This is a genomic window from Luteibacter sp. ME-Dv--P-043b, assembly GCF_030209605.1.
Classification (GTDB): domain Bacteria; phylum Pseudomonadota; class Gammaproteobacteria; order Xanthomonadales; family Rhodanobacteraceae; genus Luteibacter.
The window spans coordinates 62,889-83,097 of the sequence record NZ_JARVRT010000033.1; the positions used below are offsets into that span (position 1 = coordinate 62,889).

15 protein-coding genes are annotated in these 20,209 nt (G+C 66.5%); 8 read left to right on the top strand and 7 right to left on the bottom strand.

Annotated elements, in window-relative coordinates:
* The first annotated feature begins 261 nt into the window (after window positions 1-261).
* Window positions 262-1,119, top strand: a complete 858-nt coding sequence (locus QRN34_RS16280) for a hypothetical protein (protein WP_285406036.1) — start codon at window positions 262-264, stop codon at window positions 1,117-1,119.
* A 492-nt stretch (window positions 1,120-1,611) separates the two neighbouring features.
* Here QRN34_RS16280 and QRN34_RS16285 read toward each other — a convergent pair whose 3' ends face one another.
* Window positions 1,612-2,280: a TerC family protein gene (locus tag QRN34_RS16285; RefSeq protein ID WP_036140211.1), complete on the bottom strand. Its 669-nt coding sequence runs from the start codon at window positions 2,278-2,280 to the stop codon at window positions 1,612-1,614.
* A gap of 291 nt (window positions 2,281-2,571) precedes the next feature.
* On the opposite strand from QRN34_RS16285, the gene QRN34_RS16290 reads away from it, so the two are divergent.
* Together QRN34_RS16290 and QRN34_RS16295 are read left to right on the top strand one after the other, a co-directional pair.
* Window positions 2,572-4,023: a bifunctional 2-methylcitrate dehydratase/aconitate hydratase gene (locus QRN34_RS16290; protein ID WP_285406039.1), complete on the top strand. Its 1,452-nt coding sequence runs from the start codon at window positions 2,572-2,574 to the stop codon at window positions 4,021-4,023.
* Between the two features lie 195 nt (window positions 4,024-4,218).
* Entirely contained in the window at window positions 4,219-5,319 is a 1,101-nt protein-coding gene (locus QRN34_RS16295) for an OmpA family protein (RefSeq protein ID WP_036140216.1), read from the top strand.
* A gap of 435 nt (window positions 5,320-5,754) precedes the next feature.
* Here the strand turns inward: QRN34_RS16295 and QRN34_RS16300 are convergent, their stop codons facing one another.
* The gene (locus QRN34_RS16300) at window positions 5,755-8,187 is read right to left on the bottom strand and encodes a TonB-dependent receptor (RefSeq protein WP_285406041.1); all 2,433 of its coding nucleotides are present in this window, start codon (window positions 8,185-8,187) and stop codon (window positions 5,755-5,757) included.
* 193 nt (window positions 8,188-8,380) lie between these two features.
* Between QRN34_RS16300 and QRN34_RS16305 the strand changes: the two genes are divergently transcribed.
* The 4 genes from QRN34_RS16305 to QRN34_RS16320 are packed head-to-tail and all read left to right on the top strand — an operon-like array spanning window position 8,381 to window position 11,686.
* Window positions 8,381-8,839 (top strand): DUF3574 domain-containing protein, encoded by a 459-nt coding sequence (locus QRN34_RS16305; protein WP_285406043.1) that lies wholly within the window; start codon window positions 8,381-8,383, stop codon window positions 8,837-8,839.
* Window positions 8,839-10,434: a hypothetical protein gene (locus QRN34_RS16310; protein ID WP_285406046.1), complete on the top strand. Its 1,596-nt coding sequence runs from the start codon at window positions 8,839-8,841 to the stop codon at window positions 10,432-10,434. Before QRN34_RS16305 ends, QRN34_RS16310 begins: the two co-directional genes overlap by 1 nt.
* A gap of 51 nt (window positions 10,435-10,485) precedes the next feature.
* Window positions 10,486-11,016, top strand: a complete 531-nt coding sequence (gloA, locus tag QRN34_RS16315; RefSeq protein ID WP_285406049.1) for a lactoylglutathione lyase — start codon at window positions 10,486-10,488, stop codon at window positions 11,014-11,016.
* Between the two features lie 13 nt (window positions 11,017-11,029).
* A complete protein-coding gene (locus QRN34_RS16320) occupies window positions 11,030-11,686 on the top strand; it encodes a rhomboid family intramembrane serine protease (protein WP_285406051.1) in 657 nt (218 codons plus the stop codon).
* Window positions 11,687-11,692: 6 nt separating this feature from the next.
* On the opposite strand, the gene rapA is transcribed toward QRN34_RS16320, so the two are convergent.
* The 5 genes from rapA to QRN34_RS16345 all read right to left on the bottom strand — a co-directional run bounded on the left by rapA (window position 11,693) and on the right by QRN34_RS16345 (window position 19,254).
* A complete protein-coding gene (gene rapA / locus QRN34_RS16325) occupies window positions 11,693-14,524 on the bottom strand; it encodes an RNA polymerase-associated protein RapA (protein ID WP_285406054.1) in 2,832 nt (943 codons plus the stop codon).
* Between the two features lie 72 nt (window positions 14,525-14,596).
* A complete protein-coding gene (locus QRN34_RS16330) occupies window positions 14,597-15,277 on the bottom strand; it encodes a Fe2+-dependent dioxygenase (protein ID WP_285406057.1) in 681 nt (226 codons plus the stop codon).
* A gap of 19 nt (window positions 15,278-15,296) precedes the next feature.
* Entirely contained in the window at window positions 15,297-17,612 is a 2,316-nt protein-coding gene (locus QRN34_RS16335) for a catecholate siderophore receptor Fiu (protein WP_285406059.1), read from the bottom strand.
* 257 nt (window positions 17,613-17,869) lie between these two features.
* Window positions 17,870-18,658, bottom strand: coding sequence for an ABC transporter permease (locus QRN34_RS16340; protein ID WP_285406062.1), 789 nt, complete (start codon window positions 18,656-18,658; stop codon window positions 17,870-17,872).
* On the bottom strand, window positions 18,655-19,254 hold the full coding sequence (locus tag QRN34_RS16345) for an ABC transporter ATP-binding protein (protein ID WP_285406063.1): 600 nt from the start codon (window positions 19,252-19,254) through the stop codon (window positions 18,655-18,657). Before QRN34_RS16345 ends, QRN34_RS16340 begins: the two co-directional genes overlap by 4 nt.
* Window positions 19,255-19,481: 227 nt before the next feature.
* Between QRN34_RS16345 and QRN34_RS16350 the strand changes: the two genes are divergently transcribed.
* The gene (locus QRN34_RS16350) at window positions 19,482-20,147 is read left to right on the top strand and encodes a response regulator (protein WP_285406065.1); all 666 of its coding nucleotides are present in this window, start codon (window positions 19,482-19,484) and stop codon (window positions 20,145-20,147) included.
* The last annotated feature ends 62 nt before the right edge of the window (window positions 20,148-20,209 follow it).

Below are 20,209 nucleotides of genomic sequence, written 5' to 3' on the forward strand. Positions count from 1 at the left end.
GCACCGTGACCCCATCGGGGCGACTGCACCAGGCAGGAAGTCGCCCTTCGGGGAGCGAAGTAAAGCAAACGTTACGTCAGCCTGTGACGCACATCACGTTTGGCGTGAGTTCCTGCGAAAGGGAAAAGGGCCCTGCAACGCCGTTTCGCCGGTGTTTCAAACGCAAAACAGTATCCGTGCACAAAACGCACACACTTGCGTTTGTTAAAATTTCAAACGGGGGTACTAACAACTTTGAAACATTTCCAGGGAGTTTTGTTCATGCGCACAGGTCAATTCCGTTACGGCAAGCTCACTGTAGGCCTTGCCATCGCTTCGCTCGCCGCCTTCGGCGCGGCCGCGCATGCGCAGGACAGCAGCGAGAAGAAGTCGCAGTCTCCCGCCCTCGACAACGTCAGCATCTGGTTGGGCGGTTACTACACCAACAACGACACGACGATCGGCGCGAAGACCGGCATCCTCAATACCAGCGGCGACGTCAACCTGGAAGACGACCTCGACTTCAAGAAGCACAAGACCGTGCCGCGCGCACGTCTGGACTTCCTGATCGGCGAGCACCAGGGCTTCACCTTCGACTACTACGAAGTGAACCGCTCGCACGCCAAGAGCCTCGATACCTCGATCAACTTCCTCGGCAACCCGATCGACGCTACGGCGCGGGTCAAGGGTGACCTGAAGTTCACCTTCGGCAGCGCTGCCTACAAGTGGTGGTTCGGCACGGGCAACGACGTGTTCGGCGTCGGCCTGGGTGCGGCTTACTACAAGGTCCAGGCCAGCATCAGCGGCACGGCGTCCGGCTTTGGCCAGACCGTCTCGGACCGCGCTTCCAGCGACGTCAACGCCTGGGCACCCAACCTGCAGCTCGGCTGGCGCCACGCGTTCAACGACCAGTGGCGCATGTACTTCAATGCCTCGGGCGTGAAGAAGAACGGCGGCAGCGTCTACGGCCACATCTGGGACGCCGCGCTGGGCGTCGAGTGGTTCCCGTGGCAGAACGTGGGCTTCGGTGCGGAATACGCCTACACCCGCATCAAGCTCAACCAGGACAAGCGTCGCTACGACCTGGATCTCGACATGAAGCTCGACGGACCGGCCGCTTACGTCCGTTTCCGCTTCTGACCAGCCGGTTGGCGGTCGGCTTGCGCCGTCCGCCTCGCCGGGGGGAATCCTGGGCCGCCTTCGGGCGGCCTTTTTTTGTGTTTTTGCTGGGGGAGGGCTCGCCTTCGGCATCGCGTTGGGCCTTGGGTCGTGGAGCAAGAGCCGGCGGGTGCCACCCTCGCGGCCACGCCTGCGGCGACCCGAAAGGGAAGGGCCGCTGGCGCGGCCGTTTTCTTATTGCCCTTCGGGCGGCGGGTCGGGCTTCGCACGGGGATTTTTGCTGAGCCATGGATGGCGAATCAAAAATCCCCGTGCGAAGCCCGACCCGCCCCGTAGGGCAATCCATAAACGGCCGCGCGTAGGAGCGCACGATGTGCGCGAACCAGATACACGGCCGCGCTAGCGGCCTTTCCTCCGGGTCGCCGCAGGCGTGGCCCCGAGGGGGCTACCCGCCGGCTCTTGCTCCACGACCCAAGGCCCAACGCGATGCCGAAGGCGAGCCACTCACGCTGATCATCCCCGCGCCCGACGCCCCCAAAGCCAACCACCGCCGCAGATGCCCAGCACGAGCACCGCGTCAAGGACCCAAGGCGCCCACGGCCGCGCATCGAACCAGGGCGCCACCAGGCCGTCATGGGCGATCATGCGCGCCGCGGTCCAGGCGATGGCCGCGGCACCGATGTAGACGACCGCAGGGAAGCGCTCGATCAGTTTAAGGATGAGGGTGGAGCCCCACACCACCAACGGCACGCTGATGGCCAGCCCGAGGACCACCAGGCCCATGTGGCCCTTGGCCGCGCCGGCGATTGCCAGCACGTTGTCCAGGCCCATCAGCGCATCGGCCACCACGATGGTGCGGATCGCCGGCCAGAAGCCCGACGCGGCATCGATGTTCGGATCGTGGTCGTCGTGCTTGAGCAGTTTCCAGGCGATGGGGATGAGCAGGGCGCCGCCGACCAGCATGAGACCGGGCAGCTTGAGCAGCCAGATCACCGCGAAGGTCAGCACGATGCGCAGGGCGATCGCCCCGAACGTGCCCCAGAACACCGCTTTTTTCTGCAATTCCCGGGGCAGGTTGCGTGCGGCCAGGGCGATCACGATCGCGTTGTCCCCCGCCAGGACGAGGTCCAGCAGGACGATGGCGGCAAGGCCGGAGAAGAATTCGGGTGTGAGGAAATCCATGGGTGGCGGCCTTTGCGCGTGGTGAGATCGAATGCGGCGGCCACGGGCACGCGCGCCCGCGGTCACCACAAAAGTCTCGTTCCTGGCGCAAGCCACCGCGACGACCGGGATGCATGGGGCACCCGTATTGACGACCGTCGCGCACGAAACCCCGGAGGGACTTCGCGGAACTACTCCCCTTCGGGTTGGTAGTAGGGCGCATTGTGCGCGGTTGGGATGCACCGCGGCAAGACATTGCCCCGGGGTCACCGGTTAAAATCGCCGGCTATCCCAACCCCGCGAGTGACATCCATGAGCGCACACGACATCCGTTCCGCCACGCGTCCCGATCCGGACCAGCCGCTGGTGGACATCGCCAACTACGTCGCCGACTATCGGATCGACTCGCAGGAGGCCTACGACACCGCGCGTTACATGCTCCTGGATTCGCTGGCGTGCTCGGCCCTGGCGATGAAATTCCCCGATTGCGTCAAGCACCTCGGGCCGCTGGTGCCGGGCGCGGTGATGCCCGGTGGCTCCCGCGTGCCGTTCACTGCGCACGAACTGGACCCGGTGCAGGCCGCCTTCGCCATCGGCACGCAGATTCGCTACCTGGATTTCAACGACACCTGGCTGGCGGCCGAGTGGGGCCACCCCTCTGACAACCTGGGCGCCATCCTCTCCGTGGCCGATTACCTCTCGCGCAAGGCGGTGAAGGAAGGCAGCGCGCCGCTGACGGTGCGCGACGTGCTGGGCTATGCGATCAAGGCCCATGAAATCCAGGGCTGCTATGCCCTGAAGAACAGCTTCAACCGCGTCGGTCAGGATCACGTGATCCTCGTCCGGCTGGCGTCCACGGCGGTCACCACGGCCATGCTCGGTGGCGACAAGGAGCAGATCACGACGGCGGTCTCGCACAGCTGGATCGACAACGGCGCCCTGCGTACCTATCGCCATGCGCCCAACACGGGTCCGCGCAAGAGCTGGGCCGCGGGCGACGCCTGCCGCCGTGCCGTCACCCACGCCATCAACGCGGTCTACCGCAACGTGGTGGGTTATCCGTCGGCGCTCACAGCCAAGACCTGGGGCTTCTACGACGTGGCCTTCAAGGGCAACGCGTTTGAGTTCGAACGTCCGTTCGGCAGCTACGTGATGGAAAACGTGCTGTTCAAGATCAGCTTCCCGGCCGAATTCCACGCCCAGACCGCGGTGGAATGCGCCATGGCGCTGCACGAGCAGGTCGCCTCCCGCGTGGACGAGGTCGAGAAAATCGTGATCGAGACGCAGGAAGCCGGTGTCCGCATCATCGACAAGACCGGCCCGCTGGCGAACTACGCCGACCGCGACCACTGCATCCAGTACATGGTGGCCGTGCCGCTGATCTTCGGCCGCCTCACCGCCGACGACTACAACGACGCCGTGGCGGCCGATCCGCGCATCGACGCCCTCCGGGACAAGATGACGGTGGTGGAGAACCCCCAGTTCACCCGCGACTACTTCGACCCGGAGAAGCGCTACATCGGCAATTCGGTGCAGGTTTTCTTCAAAGATGGTTCAAAAACCGAAAAGATTTCGATCGACTTTCCCATCGGTCATCGCAATCGCCGCGCCGAAGGCATCCCGGTCCTGCTCCGCAAGTTCGAGGCCGCCCTGCGCGCAGAGTGGCCTGCAGAGCGGGTTGAGAAGGTTCTGGAGGTCACTTCGTCGGCCGAAAAACTCGACGCGATGCCCATTCACGAGTTCATGACGCTCTTCACGGCTTGATAATAGCCGTGACTCAAGTATGAACGGCGGTTTTTAGCACGTGTTCAATTGTTTGATTTTTGCTAAACTGCCGCCGCCCGTTGAAGGGATATAAAAGCGAGGGACGGCTGAAGTCCCCGGATTAGATTTTAGATTTACGCGCGATTCCGTTTGGGGTGGAGCGCGGAAGCGAATACCAATAATGAGGAGACACCGATGAAACGTAAGGGCTTGTTTTTGCTGATCGGCTTGGCCCTGGGCGGCGTGGGTGCCGTTCATGCGCAGGAATCCGCTGCTGACACCGCGGGTAACGGCTATGACGGCCGCTGGTACATCGCACCGACGGTGGGCGGTTACTACAACGACACCGACCGCAACACCAACAGCCGTCAGGTTTACTACGGCCTGGGCTTCGGTAAGTTCATTTCGAACAACGCGTCGATCGACATCTTTGCCGATCGCACCAAGCGCGACAACGACGGTAACGGCCACTGGTCGAACAACAGCTACGGCGTGGCAGCTCGCTTCTACGCTGGTGCCTGGGACAGCTGGCGTCCGTACCTGCTGGCTGGCGTGATGGGTTCGTACCACCACAACCCGTCCGACAACGGCTGGTCCCCGGCTGCTGAGCTCGGCGTCGGCGTGTCGAAGACCATCACCGACAGCTCCGACTTCCGCGTCGAAGCCGGCTACCGCTACGACTGGGACGACAAGACCGTCGAGAGCGAGAATGGCTACGGTGACTGGTTCCTCGGCTTCTCGATCGTCTCGCGCTTCGGCGAGCCGCCGGCAGCTCCGGCTCCGGTCGCTGCTGTCGCTCCGGCCGCTCCGGATTGCTCGACGCTCGACAGCGACGGCGACGGCGTGAACGATTGCGACGACAAGTGCCCGGCCACCCCGGCTGGCACGATCGTCGGCCCGGATGGTTGCCCGCAGAAGGTCGTCATCGACCTGCGTGGTGTCAACTTCAAGTTCGACCGTCCGAAGAAGGGCGAGACGAACATCGGACCGACCCTGCAGGAGCCGACCAGCGACTCGCTGGGCGTTCTCGACCAGGCTGTCGACACCCTGCAGCGTTACCCGGCCGTCAAGGTCACGGTTGCTGGTTACACGGATAGCGTCGGTAAGGACGCTTACAACCAGGGCCTGTCCGAGCGTCGCGCCAAGATCGTGTTCGACTACCTGACCTCGCACGGTATCGGTGCGGATCGTCTGGAAGGTCCGATCGGTCACGGCGAAAGCAACCCGATCGACACGAACGACACGGCCGAAGGCCGCGCTCGCAACCGTCGCACGGAACTGCAGGTTCAGCAGTAATCGTTGCAAGATCGGTAAGTGCAGCATGAAAGAGCCCGGCGAAAGCCGGGCTCTTTTTTTGTGCAGGCCAAAGGGTCGGCCAACGTTCCCAGGGTCCAGCAGCCCGGCGGTTGTAGGAGCGGACGATGTCCGCGAACCCTCGACACGTCATTTCGCGAATGATGCGCTACGTCCGCAGGAGCGAGCGTTCTAACCAGGTGCCTGCGTGGCGCGCCGGGCGATATCGGACCGCCTCGTTCGGCAGATATGGAAACGCCCGGCGTGGGCGGGGCGCGGCATCGTTCGTTTTAGCAGTGTTGAGGGTTCGCGGACATCGTCCGCTCCTACATTGGCCTGTACCGTAACCGTAACCGCGACCGCGACCGGGACCGGGACCGGGACCGGGACCGGGGCGACCTCGGCGGCGGACGCAGCGCACATCGCCGGGTGGCGGGATTACCAGGCGTAGCGGAGCCGTCCGTACCAGTACGCGCCGTTCGAGCCGATCGGGGAGATCACGTCGTAGGGGAAGTTGCCGGCGTAGGCGATGTCGGGGATCGAGCGATCGGGGTACTGGTTGGTGATGTTCTGCCCGCCCAGCGCGAGGGAAAGGCGATCGGTGGCGTGCCATTCGGCTTCCGCGTCCAGCTGCCAGCGTGCCGCATAGGTCTGCTTCGGCACGAAGCCGCCGCCGAAATCGAACACCCGTGTGGTGCTGCCCTGGCGTGTGGCGCGGCCCAGTAACGACCAGCGCGAGTTGTCCCAGCGTGCGGTGAACGCGCCACGCTGGCGCGGGGCGGCATCGGTGAGCGTGTTGCGTTCTTCCAGCCCGAACAACACCGCATCCGCGCCGAGCGCGGCCAGTTCCGGTGGCGTGTCGCGGACGTGGCGGATCGACGTGCGGTTGTAACTGTAAGTGGCGGTGAGCGTGAGGTTGCCGCCGAAGGCCGGTTGCCGGTAGTTGGTGACCAGCTCCGCGCCGCGGGTGCGCGTGTCCACGGCGTTGGTGAAGAACGCCACGCTTTGGACACCCGGTACGCCGAAGCGTGCGTCGATGTAATTCTCCAGGCCGTCCGGCGCGATGGTTTCGGACAACGTGACACGGTGGTCGACATCGATGCGGTACACATCCAGCGAGGCGTCGAAGCGCTCGCCCAGGCGGGCGGTGAGCCCGAGACTGTAGTTGCGGGATTTCTCGGGCCTGAGGTCGCGCGCGCCCAGCCCGCGCGCGATGGGATTGTTGACCGAGAGCACGCGGCCCTGCACGAGGGTGCCATCGGCACCGTATCCCGTGGAGGTGGATTCGAAACCGACCTGGCTGAGCGACGGTGCGCGCAGGTTGTTCGATGCCGCGCCGCGGATGGCGATGGCGTCGGTGATGGCGTAACGGCCACTGAGCTTGCCCGTCCACGCGGAGCCGAAGTCGTCGTAGTGCTCGTAGCGCCCCGCGGCATCGGCGAAGAAGCGATCCGTGACGTCGCCGGAGAGATCGACATAGGCGGCGCCGATGTTGCGATGCAGGTCCGCCGTGTCCTGGGGTGTCAGGCCGCCACCGGCCTGCGCGCCGGTCGGTGCGCCCACGATCGGCCCCACCGCATAGGAGGCCGGATCGCCCGCATAGGTCCGGAAGCCCTCGTGGCGGAACTCCGCACCCGTTGCCAGCGTGAACAGCTTCGAGCCCCATTCCACGGATCGGCTTAAGTCGAGGTTGGCGGTGCCCTGCGTGCTGTCGTACTTACCGATGTCGAAGCGCGTGGGGCTTTGCTCGCCCAGCGACACGTTGACGGTGTCGCGCAGGTCGTAGTCGAAGGTGTTGCGACCCCAGGTCAGGCTGCCGTCGATATCCCATTCGCCGGCGCGGCCGCGCGCGCCGGCGGTCAGGTTGACGTCGCGGTTGTAGCCGAGCGATTCGGGCCGATAGCCTTGCGGGTAGAGCGCCGGTACGTTCGCGTCGCTGTCGGGATAGCGGAAATAGTTGTCGCCGACGGTGCGGCGCTGGGTATACATGCCAAAGGCATAGCCGCGCACGGTGTCGCCGAACGGCAGTTCGGCGTTGAACCAGCCGCTGTAGTTCTCGTTGCGCGGGTCGCCGGCGGCGTAGTTGCGCTTGCCGCGCAAGGCCAGGTTTTCCGGCGAGGGGTTCTCCCAGGAGGGGATGTCGTCACGGCCGGCCCGGTTGGTCGGCTGGCGGTTGTTGCCCTCGATGCCGGCACGCACGAAGCCACCGTCGCCTCCCAGCTTCGCGCCCGCCTTGGCGCTGACGTAGCCGCTCTGGCCATCGGTGATCTCGCGGTCGCCGGGACGGAAATTCGTGTGGTAGGCGCCATAAGTGGCGTCCACCTCGCCGCCCTCCGGGGCATCGTCGAGGATGATGTTGACCACGCCCGCGATGGCGTCGGATCCGTATTGCGCGCCGGCACCGTCGCGCAGCACCTCGATGCGCTTGATCGCGCTGATCGGGATGGCGTTGAAATCCACCGGCGTGGTGCCGCGGCCGATCTTGCTGTCGCTGTTGACCAGGGCGGAGGTGTGGAAGCGCTTGCCGTTGACCAGCACCAACACCTGGTCCGGGCTCATGCCGCGGAGCTGGGCGGCGCGCACGTGGTCGGAACCGCCCGAGTTGGACTGGCGGGGAAAATTGAAGGAAGGCAGCAGCGTGGCCAGGGCCTGGCCGAGCTCGCCGTTGACGGCGCCGGCCGAGCGCAGGTCCTCCGGCGTGAGCACGTCGATCGGTACCGGCGAATCCAGTACCGTGCGGTCTTTGGCGTGGGTGCCCGTGACCACGATCTGGTCGAGCGTGGAGGCGGCGTTGCGGTCGGCCTCCTGCGCGGCGGCGGGAAGGGCGGCAAGACCGAGCAGGACGGCGGAAGCGAGGCGGGACGGGTACATGGATGATCCTGGCGGGCACGCGGGGAGGTCACCGCGGCGACACGGGCGACGATGGCGGAGCATGATGGTTCCGGCGGCCGCAGTAACGTGCGAACCTTGCACTATTTGTTGCATTGCAGTGTACGCTGTGTCAATAGGTCGGACGCCTAGCCGTATGGACGTCCGTTTCGAAATACTCGTGCAAGGGGTTTCCATGAAGGTGTTCGCTGGTCTTTTCCTCGCCGTCTCGCTCGTGACGGCCGCCTGTGCCGGCCCCGCGCAGCGCGGCCCGGCCGCACCTTTCGCGGCAACGCTGCAAGGCGATGTGGCCCATCCGGATGCCACCCGTGGATGGGTCCGCACGGAGCTCTACTTCGGGCTGGGCCGCGCGGATGCGCACGACGGCGTGGACGAAGCGGCGTGGCGCGGTTTCCTCGACAAGGACGTGACGCCGCGCTTTCCCAGCGGCCTCACCGTGGTCGACGCGTACGGCCAGTGGCAGGGCAAGCAACAGGCACAGCCCGAGCGCCTCCGCTCGAAGATCGTGGTGCTGCTGTATCCCGATACGCCGGCGGCGCGGGCGTCGGTCGACGCCATCCGCGCGGCATGGAAGGCGAAGACGGGCGACCAGTCCGTGCTGCGCGTGACCCAGCCCGCGGACGTGTCGTTCTGATGGCGGCGGTCCCCGCACCGCGTCGTCGCTTCGGCGGCGGCGACCTCAACGGCGTCCTGGGTCTGGTTGTCGACAACCTGTCGTTGCTGGCCTTCCTGGCCACGGCGCTCATCGGCATCTTCGGCATGCCGGCCGACCTGGTGTTCCGGCGCATGTTCCCCGGCACGGCACTCGGCGTGCTGCTGGGCAATCTCGCCTATACCTGGATGGCCCGCCGCCTGGCCGCGCGCACCGGCCGCCACGACGTCACGGCCATGCCGCTGGGGATCGACGCGCCGACCACCATCGGCATGGCGCTGCTGGTGCTGGGCCCGGCTTTCGCGGGCTACCGGCAAGCCGGCATGGATGCCTCCGCCGCCGGGGAGGCCACCTGGCACCTGGGCATGGCGTCGCTGGTGGTCATGGGCGTGCTCAAGTTCGTGCTGTCGTTCTTCGGGGCGTGGGTGCAGCGTTCGGTACCGCGGGCGGGCCTGCTGGGATCGATCGCCGGCATCGCGCTGGTGCTGATGGGGCTGCTGCCGCTGGTCGAGATCCTGCGTGTACCGGTGGTGGGCTTTGCCGGGCTGGGTATCGTGCTGTACGCACTGATCGCCCGGCGCCGCCTGCCGTTCGGCATCCCGGGCGTGCTGGGCGCCTTCGTCGTCGGCGTCGCGCTTTATTACGGGCTGGGCCCGGTCGGATTGCTGGGCAGCGGCTACCACGCGCCCGCGGGCTGGACATGGCGGCTGGGCCTGCCGCTGCCCAACCTCGGTTTCCTCGACGCCTTGCCGGCCACGCTGCCCTACCTGCCCCTCATCCTGCCGTTCGGCCTGCTGATGGTGGTGGGCGGCATCAACGTGACCGAAAGCGCGCGCGCGGCGGGGGACGATTACTCGACCCGCGACATCCTGCTGGTGGAGGCACTGGCGACGCTCGTGGCGGGCATCTGCGGGGGCGTGGCGCAGACCACGCCGTACATCGGGCAGCCGGCGTACAAGGCCATGGGAGCACGCACGGGCTACACCCTGGTCACGGGTCTGGTCATCGGCCTGGGCGGCGTATTCGGTTACCTGTCCAACCTGGTGGAACTGCTGCCCGTGGCGGTGCTCGCGCCGATCCTGGTCTTCGTGTCCGTCAGCATCACCACCCAGGCGTTCGAGGCCACGCCGCTACGCTACGCGGGCGCCGTGGTCTTCAGTTTCTTCCCGGCCATCGCGCGGCTGCTGGCCATCAAGCTGGGCGATCCGACCATCGTGGACCCGGCGCATTTCGCGGCGCTGTACGCCGACAACGCCCACGGTATTTCGGCCATGGCGGTCATCGTGATCCTCGGCAACGGCTTCATCATCACCTCGATGGTCTGGGCCAGTTTCGTGGTGGCGATGATCGACGGGCAGGTGCGCAAGGCGGCGGGTATCGTGGCGCTGGGGGGCGTGCTAACCGCGTTCGGGGTGATTCATTCGGTGGCACCCATTGGTTCGGTGTACCTGCCGTGGTCGCTGGATGTGGCGGCGCGGGCGGTGGTGTGGCAGTTCGTGGCGGCGTATGGGGTGTTGGCGGGGGTGTTGATGGTGCTTTCGGTGGGGGAGGTGGACAGACGGGCGGGTGGTGCTTGAATTGCTTGGGGTGGGAGGCCACCCTTGGACATTGTCCCGAGGAAATTCCCCATGTCCCTTTCCGACCTGACCTCACTGCCGGGCGTGACCGCCGCGCCGGACGCGGTGACCCATGGCTACGTGTTCAACCATACGATGATCCGGGTGCGCGACCTGGACGTGTCGCTGGACTTCTATACGCGGGTGCTGGGCTTTACGCCGGTGTACCGGCAGGTGCACGAAGAGGCGGCCTTCACCATCGTCTACCTGGTGCTGGTGGGCGATCGTGCGCTCATTCCGGATGACGACGCGGAGCGCAAGCGCTGGGTGCTGTCGCAGCCGGGCGTGCTGGAGCTGACGCACAACCACGGCACGGAGAAGGATGCCGCCTTCGCCTACCACAACGGCAACGGCGAGCCGCGCGGCTTCGGCCACCTGTGCGTGAGCGTGCCGGACGTCAACGCCGCCTGTGCGCGTTTCGAGGCGATGGGCGTGGCGTTCCAGAAGCGCTTGAGCGACGGCCGCATGCGCCATATCGCCTTCATCCGCGACCCGGACCAGTACTGGATCGAGATCCTCCAGCCCACGCCGTTCACCGCCTGACGCGCCCGCCACCATGCCGACGAACCTCCCCCCGGTCACCCGCAACCTCCTGATCGCCAACGTGCTGGTCTTCATCGCGCAGACGCTGCTGGGCGACGAACAGACGCTGGCGGTCAGCCGCTGGTTCGCCTTGTGGCCGATCGGCCACGACCTCGCCGTGGACATGGGGGGCGGCGATATCGCCGGCGTCGGTTTCCGCGTGTGGCAGCTGGTGACCTACGGCTTCATGCATGGAAGCATCATGCACATCGTGCTGAACATGTACGCGTTGTACATGTTCGGCGGCCTGATCGAGCGCGTGATGGGCCAGCGGCGTTTCGTCATCTATTACTTTACCTGCCTGGTCGCGGCGGCCGTCGCGCAGTTAGCGGTGGTCTATTTCTTCGAGCCGGGCCGCATGTACCCGACGGTCGGTGCGTCCGGCGCGGTGTTCGGCCTGCTCGGCGCGTTCGCCATGCTGTTCCCGCGCGAGAAGCTGATGCTGATCCCGATTCCCATCGGTATCCCGGCGTGGCTGTTCGTCACGCTTTACGGTGCCGCCGAACTGATCTTCGGCGTCACCGGCACGGTCTCCGGCGTGGCGCATTTCGCCCACCTGGGCGGCCTGTTCGCCGGGCTGGCGTTGCTGTGGGCGTGGGGCGTGAGGCCGCCGCCACGCTCTTCGTTCTGAGGGGAATCAACGTAGCGCGAGGAAATCCGGGCTGACCACGAAGCGCACCGCGTCGAGGCGGAAACGCGCGTCGGGGATGGCCGCCAGCAGGGCATCGCGTTCGTTCTCCACCGCTTCCAGCTCCGCGTCCGTGATCGACGGATTGACCGCGTGCAGGGCGACCAGCCGCGCGTATTCCGTGTCGAGTTCCCGCCGTGCGGTTTCCATCGCTTCCGCCTTGATCACTTCGGCACGGGCCTCGGCGAGGTCCTGCGCGCGTTCCAGCATGGGCGGGACGAGCTTGGAAAGGAACTTGCGATAGCGTGGCACCTCGATGTTGCGATCGGGGGCGCGGCGCATGGCGACGTCGCTGGGGCGGAAGCCGGGGCGCTCACTCAGCTTGGTGTCCACCGTCAGGGCCAGCGGTGTCGTGGGCAGGAAGCGGCCCGGATCGAGCGTGCGGTCGGCGATGATTTCCAGCACGAACACTGCTTGCAACAGGGCCGTGCGCACGGGCAGGGCATCGTCGACGAGGAAGGCGGCATTGCCGTTCTCCCCCGAGACCAGCAGGTCCACCGCGGCCAGCACCATCGGGTGGTCGAGACGCAGCAGCGGCAGGTCTTCGCGCGCTAGGGCGAGGTCGCGCGAGAACGTGACCGACAATGGACCATCGGCGAAACCGGTGAGGCCGTCGGTGGACAGGTATTGTGGATCCAGCAGCACGATGTCCTTGGCCAGTTCTTCCGCGTGCACGCCGAAGGTCTCGAACAGGCGCTGGATGAAGGCATCCCGCGCTTCGTCGGCGTCTTCGGCGGCGAAGCTGCCGGCGAGGTCGTCCGCATGCGGGTCGCGGCTGGCGGCCAGTTCGAGCAGGTGGTCGCGGCCGGCGTGGATCAGGGCGGCCAGTTCCTCGTGGGCGCCACGGGTCTCGGCGATGAGCGCATCCAGTTCCTGGTCGCGCGCGTCGTCCTCGCGGGCGTGCTCGTCGGCGAGCGTGGACAACAGCTCGCCGAACCGACGCAGCAGTTCGCGGCCGTCGGCGGGGCTGGAACGGAACGCGTCCATGCCTTCGTCGTACCAGCGCGCCAGGATGTGCTGCGCGCTTTGCTCGACCACGGGCACGTGGATGCTGATGTCGTGTTTCTGGCCGATGCGGTCCAGGCGACCGATGCGCTGTTCGAGCAGGTCCGGATCGAGGGGGAGATCCCACATCACCAGGCGGTGGGCGAACTGGAAGTTGCGGCCTTCCGAACCGATCTCGGAGCACAGCAACAGGCGCGCGCCATCGGGCTGGGCGAAGAACGCGGCGTTGCGGTCGCGCTGCACGATGCCCAGGCCTTCGTGGAAGCGGGCCACGCCCACGCCACTCTTCGTGCGCAGGGCTTCCTCGATCGCCAGCACCTTGGCCTGGCTGCGGCACAGCAGCAGGAACTTGTCCGCCGGATGCGCGTCGAGCAGGCTCAGCAGCGCGGCCAGGCGCGGGTCGTCGTGGTAGTCGAATTCCAGTGGTGCCGGTGGCTGTTGCAGGTCGGAGCGGAACTCTGCCAGCAGGGCGTCGCGGCGGCCGGGCTCGAGCGCATCGGCATCCAGCACGCGGATGTGCGGCACACGGTGCGGAAAGCCGCCGATGCCGGCACGGCGGTTGCGGAACATGGCGCGGCCGGTGCCGTGGCGATCGATGAGGGCGGCCAGCAGGGCGTCGTTGGCGTCGTCGCGCTCGACCAGGCCGAGCAACTCGCGGTCGCCGGTGAAGCGAGCCTTGAGCACCTCGCGATGCGCCGTGCCGAGTGTCTCGCCCGCGGCCAGCACGCTGGCGACTTCGGACAAGGCGCCATAGCCTTCCGCCTCGCCGAGGTAGGTGTCCAGGTCGCTGTAGCGCTGCGGGTCGAGCAGGCGCAGGCGGGCGAAATGCCCGGCGCGGCCCAGCTGCTCGGGCGTGGCGGTGAGCAGGATGACGCCCGGCGTGGCGGCGGCGAGGGTCTCGACCAGGCGGTAGCGGGGGCTGGCCTCGTCCGGGGTCCAGGCCAGGTGGTGGGCTTCGTCCACCACGATCAGGTCCCAGCCGGCCTCGGTCAGCTGCGCGGCGCGCTTCGGCGAGCCTTCGAGGAAGGCGAAATCGGCGATCACCAGCTGTTCGTCCTCGAACGGATTGCGGCCGTCGCTGGCCTGTTCGATCGCCTCGCAGCGTTCTTCGTCGAAGATCGAGAAGGACAGGTTGAAACGGCGCAGCAGCTCGACGAACCACTGGTAGACCAGGGTTTCCGGCAGCAGCACCAGCACGCGACCCGCGCGCCCGGCCGCCAGCTGGCGCGAGAGGATCATGCCGGCCTCGATCGTCTTCCCCAGGCCGACCTCGTCCGCCAGCAGCACACGGGGCGGGCGACGCGCGGCGGCGATGCCGGCCACACGCAGCTGATGCGGCACCAGGCCGATCCGCGCCGATTCCAGGCCCCAGGCCGCGGAGCGACGGGCATCGGCACGCCGGCGCAGGGCTTCCAGGCGCAGGTCGAAGCGGTCGTTGGTGTCGGTACGGCCACCGATCAGGCGGTCGTCCGCCTGCGACAGCGCCTGTTCGTCGTCCAGCTGGCCTTCTTCCAGTTCGCGGCCTTCGCCACGGTAGACATAAAGGCCCTCACGTTCCTCGATGCGCTCGACCAGGAAGGCGATGCCCTTGCCCGATACACGCTGGCCGGCGCGGAATTCCGCACGAATCAGGGGGGCGCTGTCCGACGCATAGGGGCGCAGCACGCCCGCCTTGGCGAACAGCACCTGCACGCTACGTCCCTCGACGCGAAGAACGGTGCCGAGACCGAGCTCGGGCTCGGCGGTGGAGATCCAGCGTTGACCGGGTTGGAACATGCGAGGGGAGCCAGGACTGCAAGGGGGCGTTGATTATCCGCCGCCCGGCTCCGGATGCCTACCTTTGTGAGATCAGGTCTCGGCCCAGCGTCGCAGGAGGTTGTGGTAGACGCCCGTCAACCGCAGGATCGCCGGCTGATCCGCGCCCGCCGCCGACAGTTCGCGGATGGACGTATCGAGCTCCAGCAGCAGCCGCCGTGCACCATCGTCGCGGACCAGGCTCTGCACCCAGAAGAACGCGGCGATACGGGCGCCACGCGTCACCGGCGTCACCCGGTGCAGGCTGGACGAGGGATAGACGATGGCGTGGCCGACCGGCAGCTTGACCTCGTGCTCGCCGTAGGTGTCGCTGACGATCAGTTCGCCGCCGTCGTACTCGTCCGGCTCGGACAGGAACAGCGTGCATGAGATATCGCTGCGGACGTGTTCGTCGCCGTGGCCGGTGGACATCACCGCGCCGTCGATATGGAAACCGTATTCGCCGCCGCCTTCGTAGCGGTTGAAGCGTGGCGAGATGGTGCGCAGCGGCAGCGCCGCCGCGTGGTAGAGCGGGTGGCGCGTGAGCGCCGCGACCACCTGTTCACCCAGCTGGCGCCGCAGGGGCGATGCATCGGGCAGCTGCAGGTTGCGCTTCACCTTCGCGCCCTGCGGACCGACGGTCTGCCGACCGTCGGTCCAGTCGGCATCCACCATGGCGGCACGCATTCCCGCGACCTGTTCGGCGGTCAGGACATCGGGGATATGCAGCAACATGGCGGATTCCTCCGGTGGATCAGAAACGGACGTTGGCGGTGAGCATCGCCGAGCGCGGCATCCCCGGAGTGTAGCGGTAGCCGCTCTTGTTGATCGCCGCCACGTAGCGCTTGTCGAACAGGTTGTAAACGTTGAGCTGGAGGTCGATGTTGCGGTTGATCGGGTAGCTGGCCATCGCGTCGAACACCCAGTACGCCTTCGTGTATTGCGGTGTGCCTACCGCCCCATCCGTGCCGCGCAGCAGTTCACCGGAATAGCGTGCGCCGCCGCCAACGGTCAGGTCGAACGGCAGGTGATACGTGGTCCAGGAGGTGAAGGCCTTCTTCGGCGTATACGCCAGATCGTCCGAGCCGTTCTGCGTGACGTTGGTGCCCTTTTCCACGGTGGCGTCCATCGTGGTGAAACCGGCGCTGATCGCCCAGTCTTCGGTGAGCTTGCCCAGCGCGGAGATTTCTATGCCCTGCACGCGCTTCTTGCCGATCTGGTAATAAAGCAGGTCGGTCGGATCCTGCACCAGTTCGTTGGTCACCGTGGTGCGATACAGCGCGCCGGTCAGCAGCAGTCGCGAGTCGAGCAGGTCCCACTTGGTGCCGATCTCGGCGGTGCGCGCCTTCTGCGGGTCGAAGTTGGGGTTGTCGGCGCTGTTGGTGGACGCGGACAGCGTGAGCGTGTTGCCACCCGGCGGCTCCTGCGACTGGGCCACGTTGATGTAGATGCTGCCGTTGGCCGCCGGCTTGTACAGCACGCCCACCTTGTAGTTGACCAGGTTGTCGCTCTTGGTGGTGTCCACGCCGGGCAGGATGCTGCCGGCCGGCAGGCGACCGCAGGCGGGACCATTGCGTGCACCGCAGACCACGAGGCTGCTGAAGTCGGTCTTGTAGTGGTCGAAGCGCACACCGGCATTCACCTGCCAGTTCTCGCCGAACTTCAGCGTGTCGAACAGATAGGCCGCGGCCGTGTTGGTCTTGCCGCTCGATACCGCGCCGGTCTCGCGGTAGCGGAGGCCACCCACGTCGGAATACGGCTTGTAGAGGTTGGCCGCCGGCCAGGTGCTGCCGGTGACGGGACCCAGGCCGATCGTGCGCGCCTGTTCGTTGGTCAGTTCGATCCCGGCGCTGATGTTCTGCGTGACCGCACCCGATTCGATCGTCGCCGTCAGGTTGGTCTGGTTGGTGGCGATGCGATTGGACTGGTGCTTGAACGTCGGCGTGCTGCGTGCCAGCGTCCAGGTGGACGGATCGGCCGGGTTGGGCGTGAGCAGGTTGGCGGTGGTGCCCATGAACGAGGTCAGCAGGTAGTCCTGCGTGGTGCGCGCCCAGCGCGACGTGTTGTGCAGCGCCACGGTGTCGCTGAAGTCGTGCTCGACGATGACGGTGAACATGTCCTGCGTGACATGGTCGTGGTCCTGGTTGGTGCCGTAATAGTTGTCTTCGTCGACCTTGTCCGCACCGGTGAGGAACGCACGGCGATCCGGTGAGGTGTAACCCGGCAGGCCGATGGTCGGCACGCCGCCGTCGGGCACGTTGTTCTGCTTGATGTGCAGGTAGTCGAGGTAGACACGGGTCGGTGTGCCCAGTCCGAACGCCAGCGACGGGGCCACGCCCCAGCGGTTGTTCTCGATCCGGTCGCGTCCGGCCACGTGGCTGTCCTGGCCCATGACGTTGAGGCGGAACGCGGCGTCTTTGCCCAGGGCCTGGTTCCAGTCGGCGGTGCCGCGGCGGCGCTGGCCGCTGCCGACCTGCACCGAGCCGGAGACGCCGTTGCCGAGCACCGGCTGCTTGGTCACGAGGTTGACCGCGCCGGTGGGGGCGGTGCGGCCGTACTCCGTGCCGTCCGGTCCCTTGGTGACTTCCACCTGCTCGATGTTGAAGACATCGCGCGACACGGTGCCCAAATCGCGCACGCCGTCGACGAAGATACTGCCCGAGGTATCGAAGCCGCGCATGTAGATGGAATCGCCGGTGTTGGTCGAGCCGTTCTCGCCGACGAAGAAGGTGCCCACGCCCGGGCTGTTGCGCAGCGCCTCGGTCAGCGTGGTGGCACCCTGCTGCTGCATCAGGGCACGGTTGATCACCTGGATGGTCTGCGTGGTGTCCAGCAGCGACTGGGTGAACTTGGGCGAGGACACCTTGTCCACGCGGTAATCGCTGGAACGATCGGCCTGCACCTGCATGCCGGGCAGGGCCTGCGCATCGTTGACCTTGGCCTGCTGCGGCGGTACGACATCGACCGGCGCATCGCCAGCGACAGCGCCGTGGGCGAGCGAGAGGAGGACGGCGGCGCCGACGGTGCGCACCGTGGGTGCGGCGTGCTTGCGGCTGGTGATGAAGGCCATGGGGATCCTTGCGAGAGACGATGACGAAAAGGCTGCGGCCCAGGCTGCGCGCACGCGGCCGCATCGCGCTAGGCGATGACTGGCGCGGAAGACGGTGACTGCCCTTGCGATGCGTGCCGCGCAGGTAAGCGTTAACCCGGCGTGATGCACATCGTAAACTTAATGAGAACGATTCGCAATATTCATGTAAGGGATCTCCAAGGATTCGCCCATCCCATCGTCGCCATCCCGTCGAGGAGGGCGCTTCGCCGACCGGCTCAGCGCAATCGGTCGAGGCGCAGTCGCTGCCGTTCGTCGGTCAGGTGCGATATCGCCAGGAACGCGGTGCCGACCGCTGTCAGGCAGCTAGAGCCTGCCAGCAGGATCAACAGCAGGATCTGGTACTTCACGGCGTTTACCGGATCGGCGCCGGCAAGCATCTGGCCCGTCATCGTCCCCGGCAGGGTGATGACGCCCGCGGCAGCCATCTGGTTGATCACCGGGACCATGGCACTGCGAACGGCGCGGGTCACCAGCGGCGCGGTGGCCTCGCGGAAGCTGCGACCCAGCATGAGTTGGGCTTCGATGCCCTCACGTCGCAGCGTCACGTTGTCCAGGACGCCGGACAACGCGATGCTGCCCGCGTTGAGGATGCTGCCGAGCAGGATGCCTACCAATGGGATGGCGTAGCGGGGGTCGTACCACGGTTCGGGGCGTATGGCGGTCATCAGGGCGAAGGCGGTCGTCAGGAGCACCACACCGACCACGTTGGGCAATGCCACCCGCGCGTTCCCGCCGCGCAGCCGGCGCGACGGTCGCACGGCCACCTCGCGTACCGCAACGAGGGACATGGCAAGCAGGATGGCTGCGGTCAGCCACGGCGAGTGACCGGCGAACACGTAACGCAGCAGGTAACCCACGGCAACGAGTTGTAGGACCATGCGTAGCGTCGCGATCGCCAGCGCGCGATGAAAGCGCAGCCTTAGCCACACCGATAGTGCCCCGTCGATCAGAAGCAGTATCCCGGCCCACGCGATATCGGCGGTGTGCAAGCTGAGCGGCGTCATGGCCGCACCAAGGTGCCGTTGCGCATGACCAGGGCGTCATCGCCGAGACGATCCGCCTGCGCGGCGTCGTGCGTGACGAGCACCACGATCAGGCCTTCTTGCATCCGGCAGCGCAGGACCGCTTCCACGGCGAGTGTCGCCGTCGCATCCAGCGAGGCCGTCGGCTCGTCCAGCAGCACGACCTTCGGCCTGGTGAGCAATGCGCGGATCAGGGCGAGTCGCTGGCGCTCGCCCGTGGACGTTTCATCGACCGGCTGGTCGAACAGTCGGTCGGCGAGCAACATGTCGCGGGCCAGCGCGCCGCGTTCGTCGGCCTGCCTGGATGCGAAGTGCTCGTCCACACGGTCCGCCCACCAGCCGCTCCTGGCCGGAAGCAGGGCCACGCGGCGGCGCCATGTCGTCGGCGACATCGTGGCGCGGTCCTCGGCGTCGAGCGATACGCGACCCTCGCAGGGATCGAGGTCGGCCAGCATGCGCAGGAGCAGGCTCTTGCCCGAGCCGGAAGGGCCGGTGATAGCCAGGCATCGCCCGGAGGGCACATGGAAATCGAATGGCCCGGCGAGGCTGCTGCGCAAGGCTTGGACATCGAGGCTCAAGGAAGGTGTCCGTGATCATGGTCAGGTCGGGATCGCTCACGATAAACGCGGGCACGGTCTGCTCACGGACAGGGTCACCCATGCGACTTATCTGAAGCTTACGCCGGTACTCAGCCACTTCTAAGCAGGCGGCTTGAATAATGCGTTGGCTTTGCCGAATACGTGACCCAAGCCGCGCGCATGGATGCGATACCTGATGTCGTTGTGTGCCGAAGAGGACGTGATCGATGAACATTATCGTGGTCGAGGACGACGCGCGGTTGGGCTGCGCCATCAAACGGGCGCTGGAACATCTGGCTTACACGGTCACCTGGCTGCGCAACGGGGCCGAAGGCCTCGAGGCGTTGCGTAACGAGTCGGTGGATCTCGTGCTGCTCGACCTGGGCCTGCCGGAGAAGGATGGCATCGAAGTCATCACGGAAGCGCGCCGGCTCAACGTCAAGACGCCCATCCTGGTCATGACCGCTCGGGACAGCGTGGAATCGCGTATCCAGGGGCTCGATGCCGGTGCCGACGACTACATGACCAAGCCCTTCCATCTCGATGAACTGGCGGCGCGCATCCGCTCGCTGGCCCGACGCGCGCGGGGACTGGCCGACAACCAGCTGGATGCGGGCGCCCTGTCGCTCAACCTCAGCACCCTCGAGGTGACCTACCAGGCGCGCCCCGTCGAACTGACCCGGCGCGAGTTCGCGTTGCTGCGTATCCTCATGGAGCGCCACGGCAAGATCGTCCGCCGCGAGACCATCGAAGGCTCCGTCTATGGCATGGAATCGGACGTGGGCCCGAACGCGCTGGAAGTCCTCGTGCATTCCCTGCGCCGCAAGCTCAGCGCCGAGGCGATTCGTACCGTGCGCGGTTTCGGTTACATGGTGCCGCGCGACCTCGCATGATCGTGCCGCGCTGAGGCGCGGCCATCGAAGCGGGCGTCATTCCGGCCTGTCGTCACGCCGGA

What these genes read in the sequence shown, in the direction of transcription:
- QRN34_RS16280 (WP_285406036.1), top strand. Translation starts at nt 262, where the DNA reads ATGCGCACAGGTCAATTCCGTTACGGCAAGCTCACTGTAGGCCTTGCC.
- QRN34_RS16285 (WP_036140211.1), bottom strand. Translation starts at nt 2,280, where the DNA reads ATGGATTTCCTCACACCCGAATTCTTCTCCGGCCTTGCCGCCATCGTC.
- QRN34_RS16290 (WP_285406039.1), top strand. Translation starts at nt 2,572, where the DNA reads ATGAGCGCACACGACATCCGTTCCGCCACGCGTCCCGATCCGGACCAG.
- QRN34_RS16295 (WP_036140216.1), top strand. Translation starts at nt 4,219, where the DNA reads ATGAAACGTAAGGGCTTGTTTTTGCTGATCGGCTTGGCCCTGGGCGGC.
- QRN34_RS16300 (WP_285406041.1), bottom strand. Translation starts at nt 8,187, where the DNA reads ATGTACCCGTCCCGCCTCGCTTCCGCCGTCCTGCTCGGTCTTGCCGCC.
- QRN34_RS16305 (WP_285406043.1), top strand. Translation starts at nt 8,381, where the DNA reads ATGAAGGTGTTCGCTGGTCTTTTCCTCGCCGTCTCGCTCGTGACGGCC.
- QRN34_RS16310 (WP_285406046.1), top strand. Translation starts at nt 8,839, where the DNA reads ATGGCGGCGGTCCCCGCACCGCGTCGTCGCTTCGGCGGCGGCGACCTC.
- gloA (WP_285406049.1), top strand. Translation starts at nt 10,486, where the DNA reads ATGTCCCTTTCCGACCTGACCTCACTGCCGGGCGTGACCGCCGCGCCG.
- QRN34_RS16320 (WP_285406051.1), top strand. Translation starts at nt 11,030, where the DNA reads ATGCCGACGAACCTCCCCCCGGTCACCCGCAACCTCCTGATCGCCAAC.
- rapA (WP_285406054.1), bottom strand. Translation starts at nt 14,524, where the DNA reads ATGTTCCAACCCGGTCAACGCTGGATCTCCACCGCCGAGCCCGAGCTC.
- QRN34_RS16330 (WP_285406057.1), bottom strand. Translation starts at nt 15,277, where the DNA reads ATGTTGCTGCATATCCCCGATGTCCTGACCGCCGAACAGGTCGCGGGA.
- QRN34_RS16335 (WP_285406059.1), bottom strand. Translation starts at nt 17,612, where the DNA reads ATGGCCTTCATCACCAGCCGCAAGCACGCCGCACCCACGGTGCGCACC.
- QRN34_RS16340 (WP_285406062.1), bottom strand. Translation starts at nt 18,658, where the DNA reads ATGACGCCGCTCAGCTTGCACACCGCCGATATCGCGTGGGCCGGGATA.
- QRN34_RS16350 (WP_285406065.1), top strand. Translation starts at nt 19,482, where the DNA reads ATGAACATTATCGTGGTCGAGGACGACGCGCGGTTGGGCTGCGCCATC.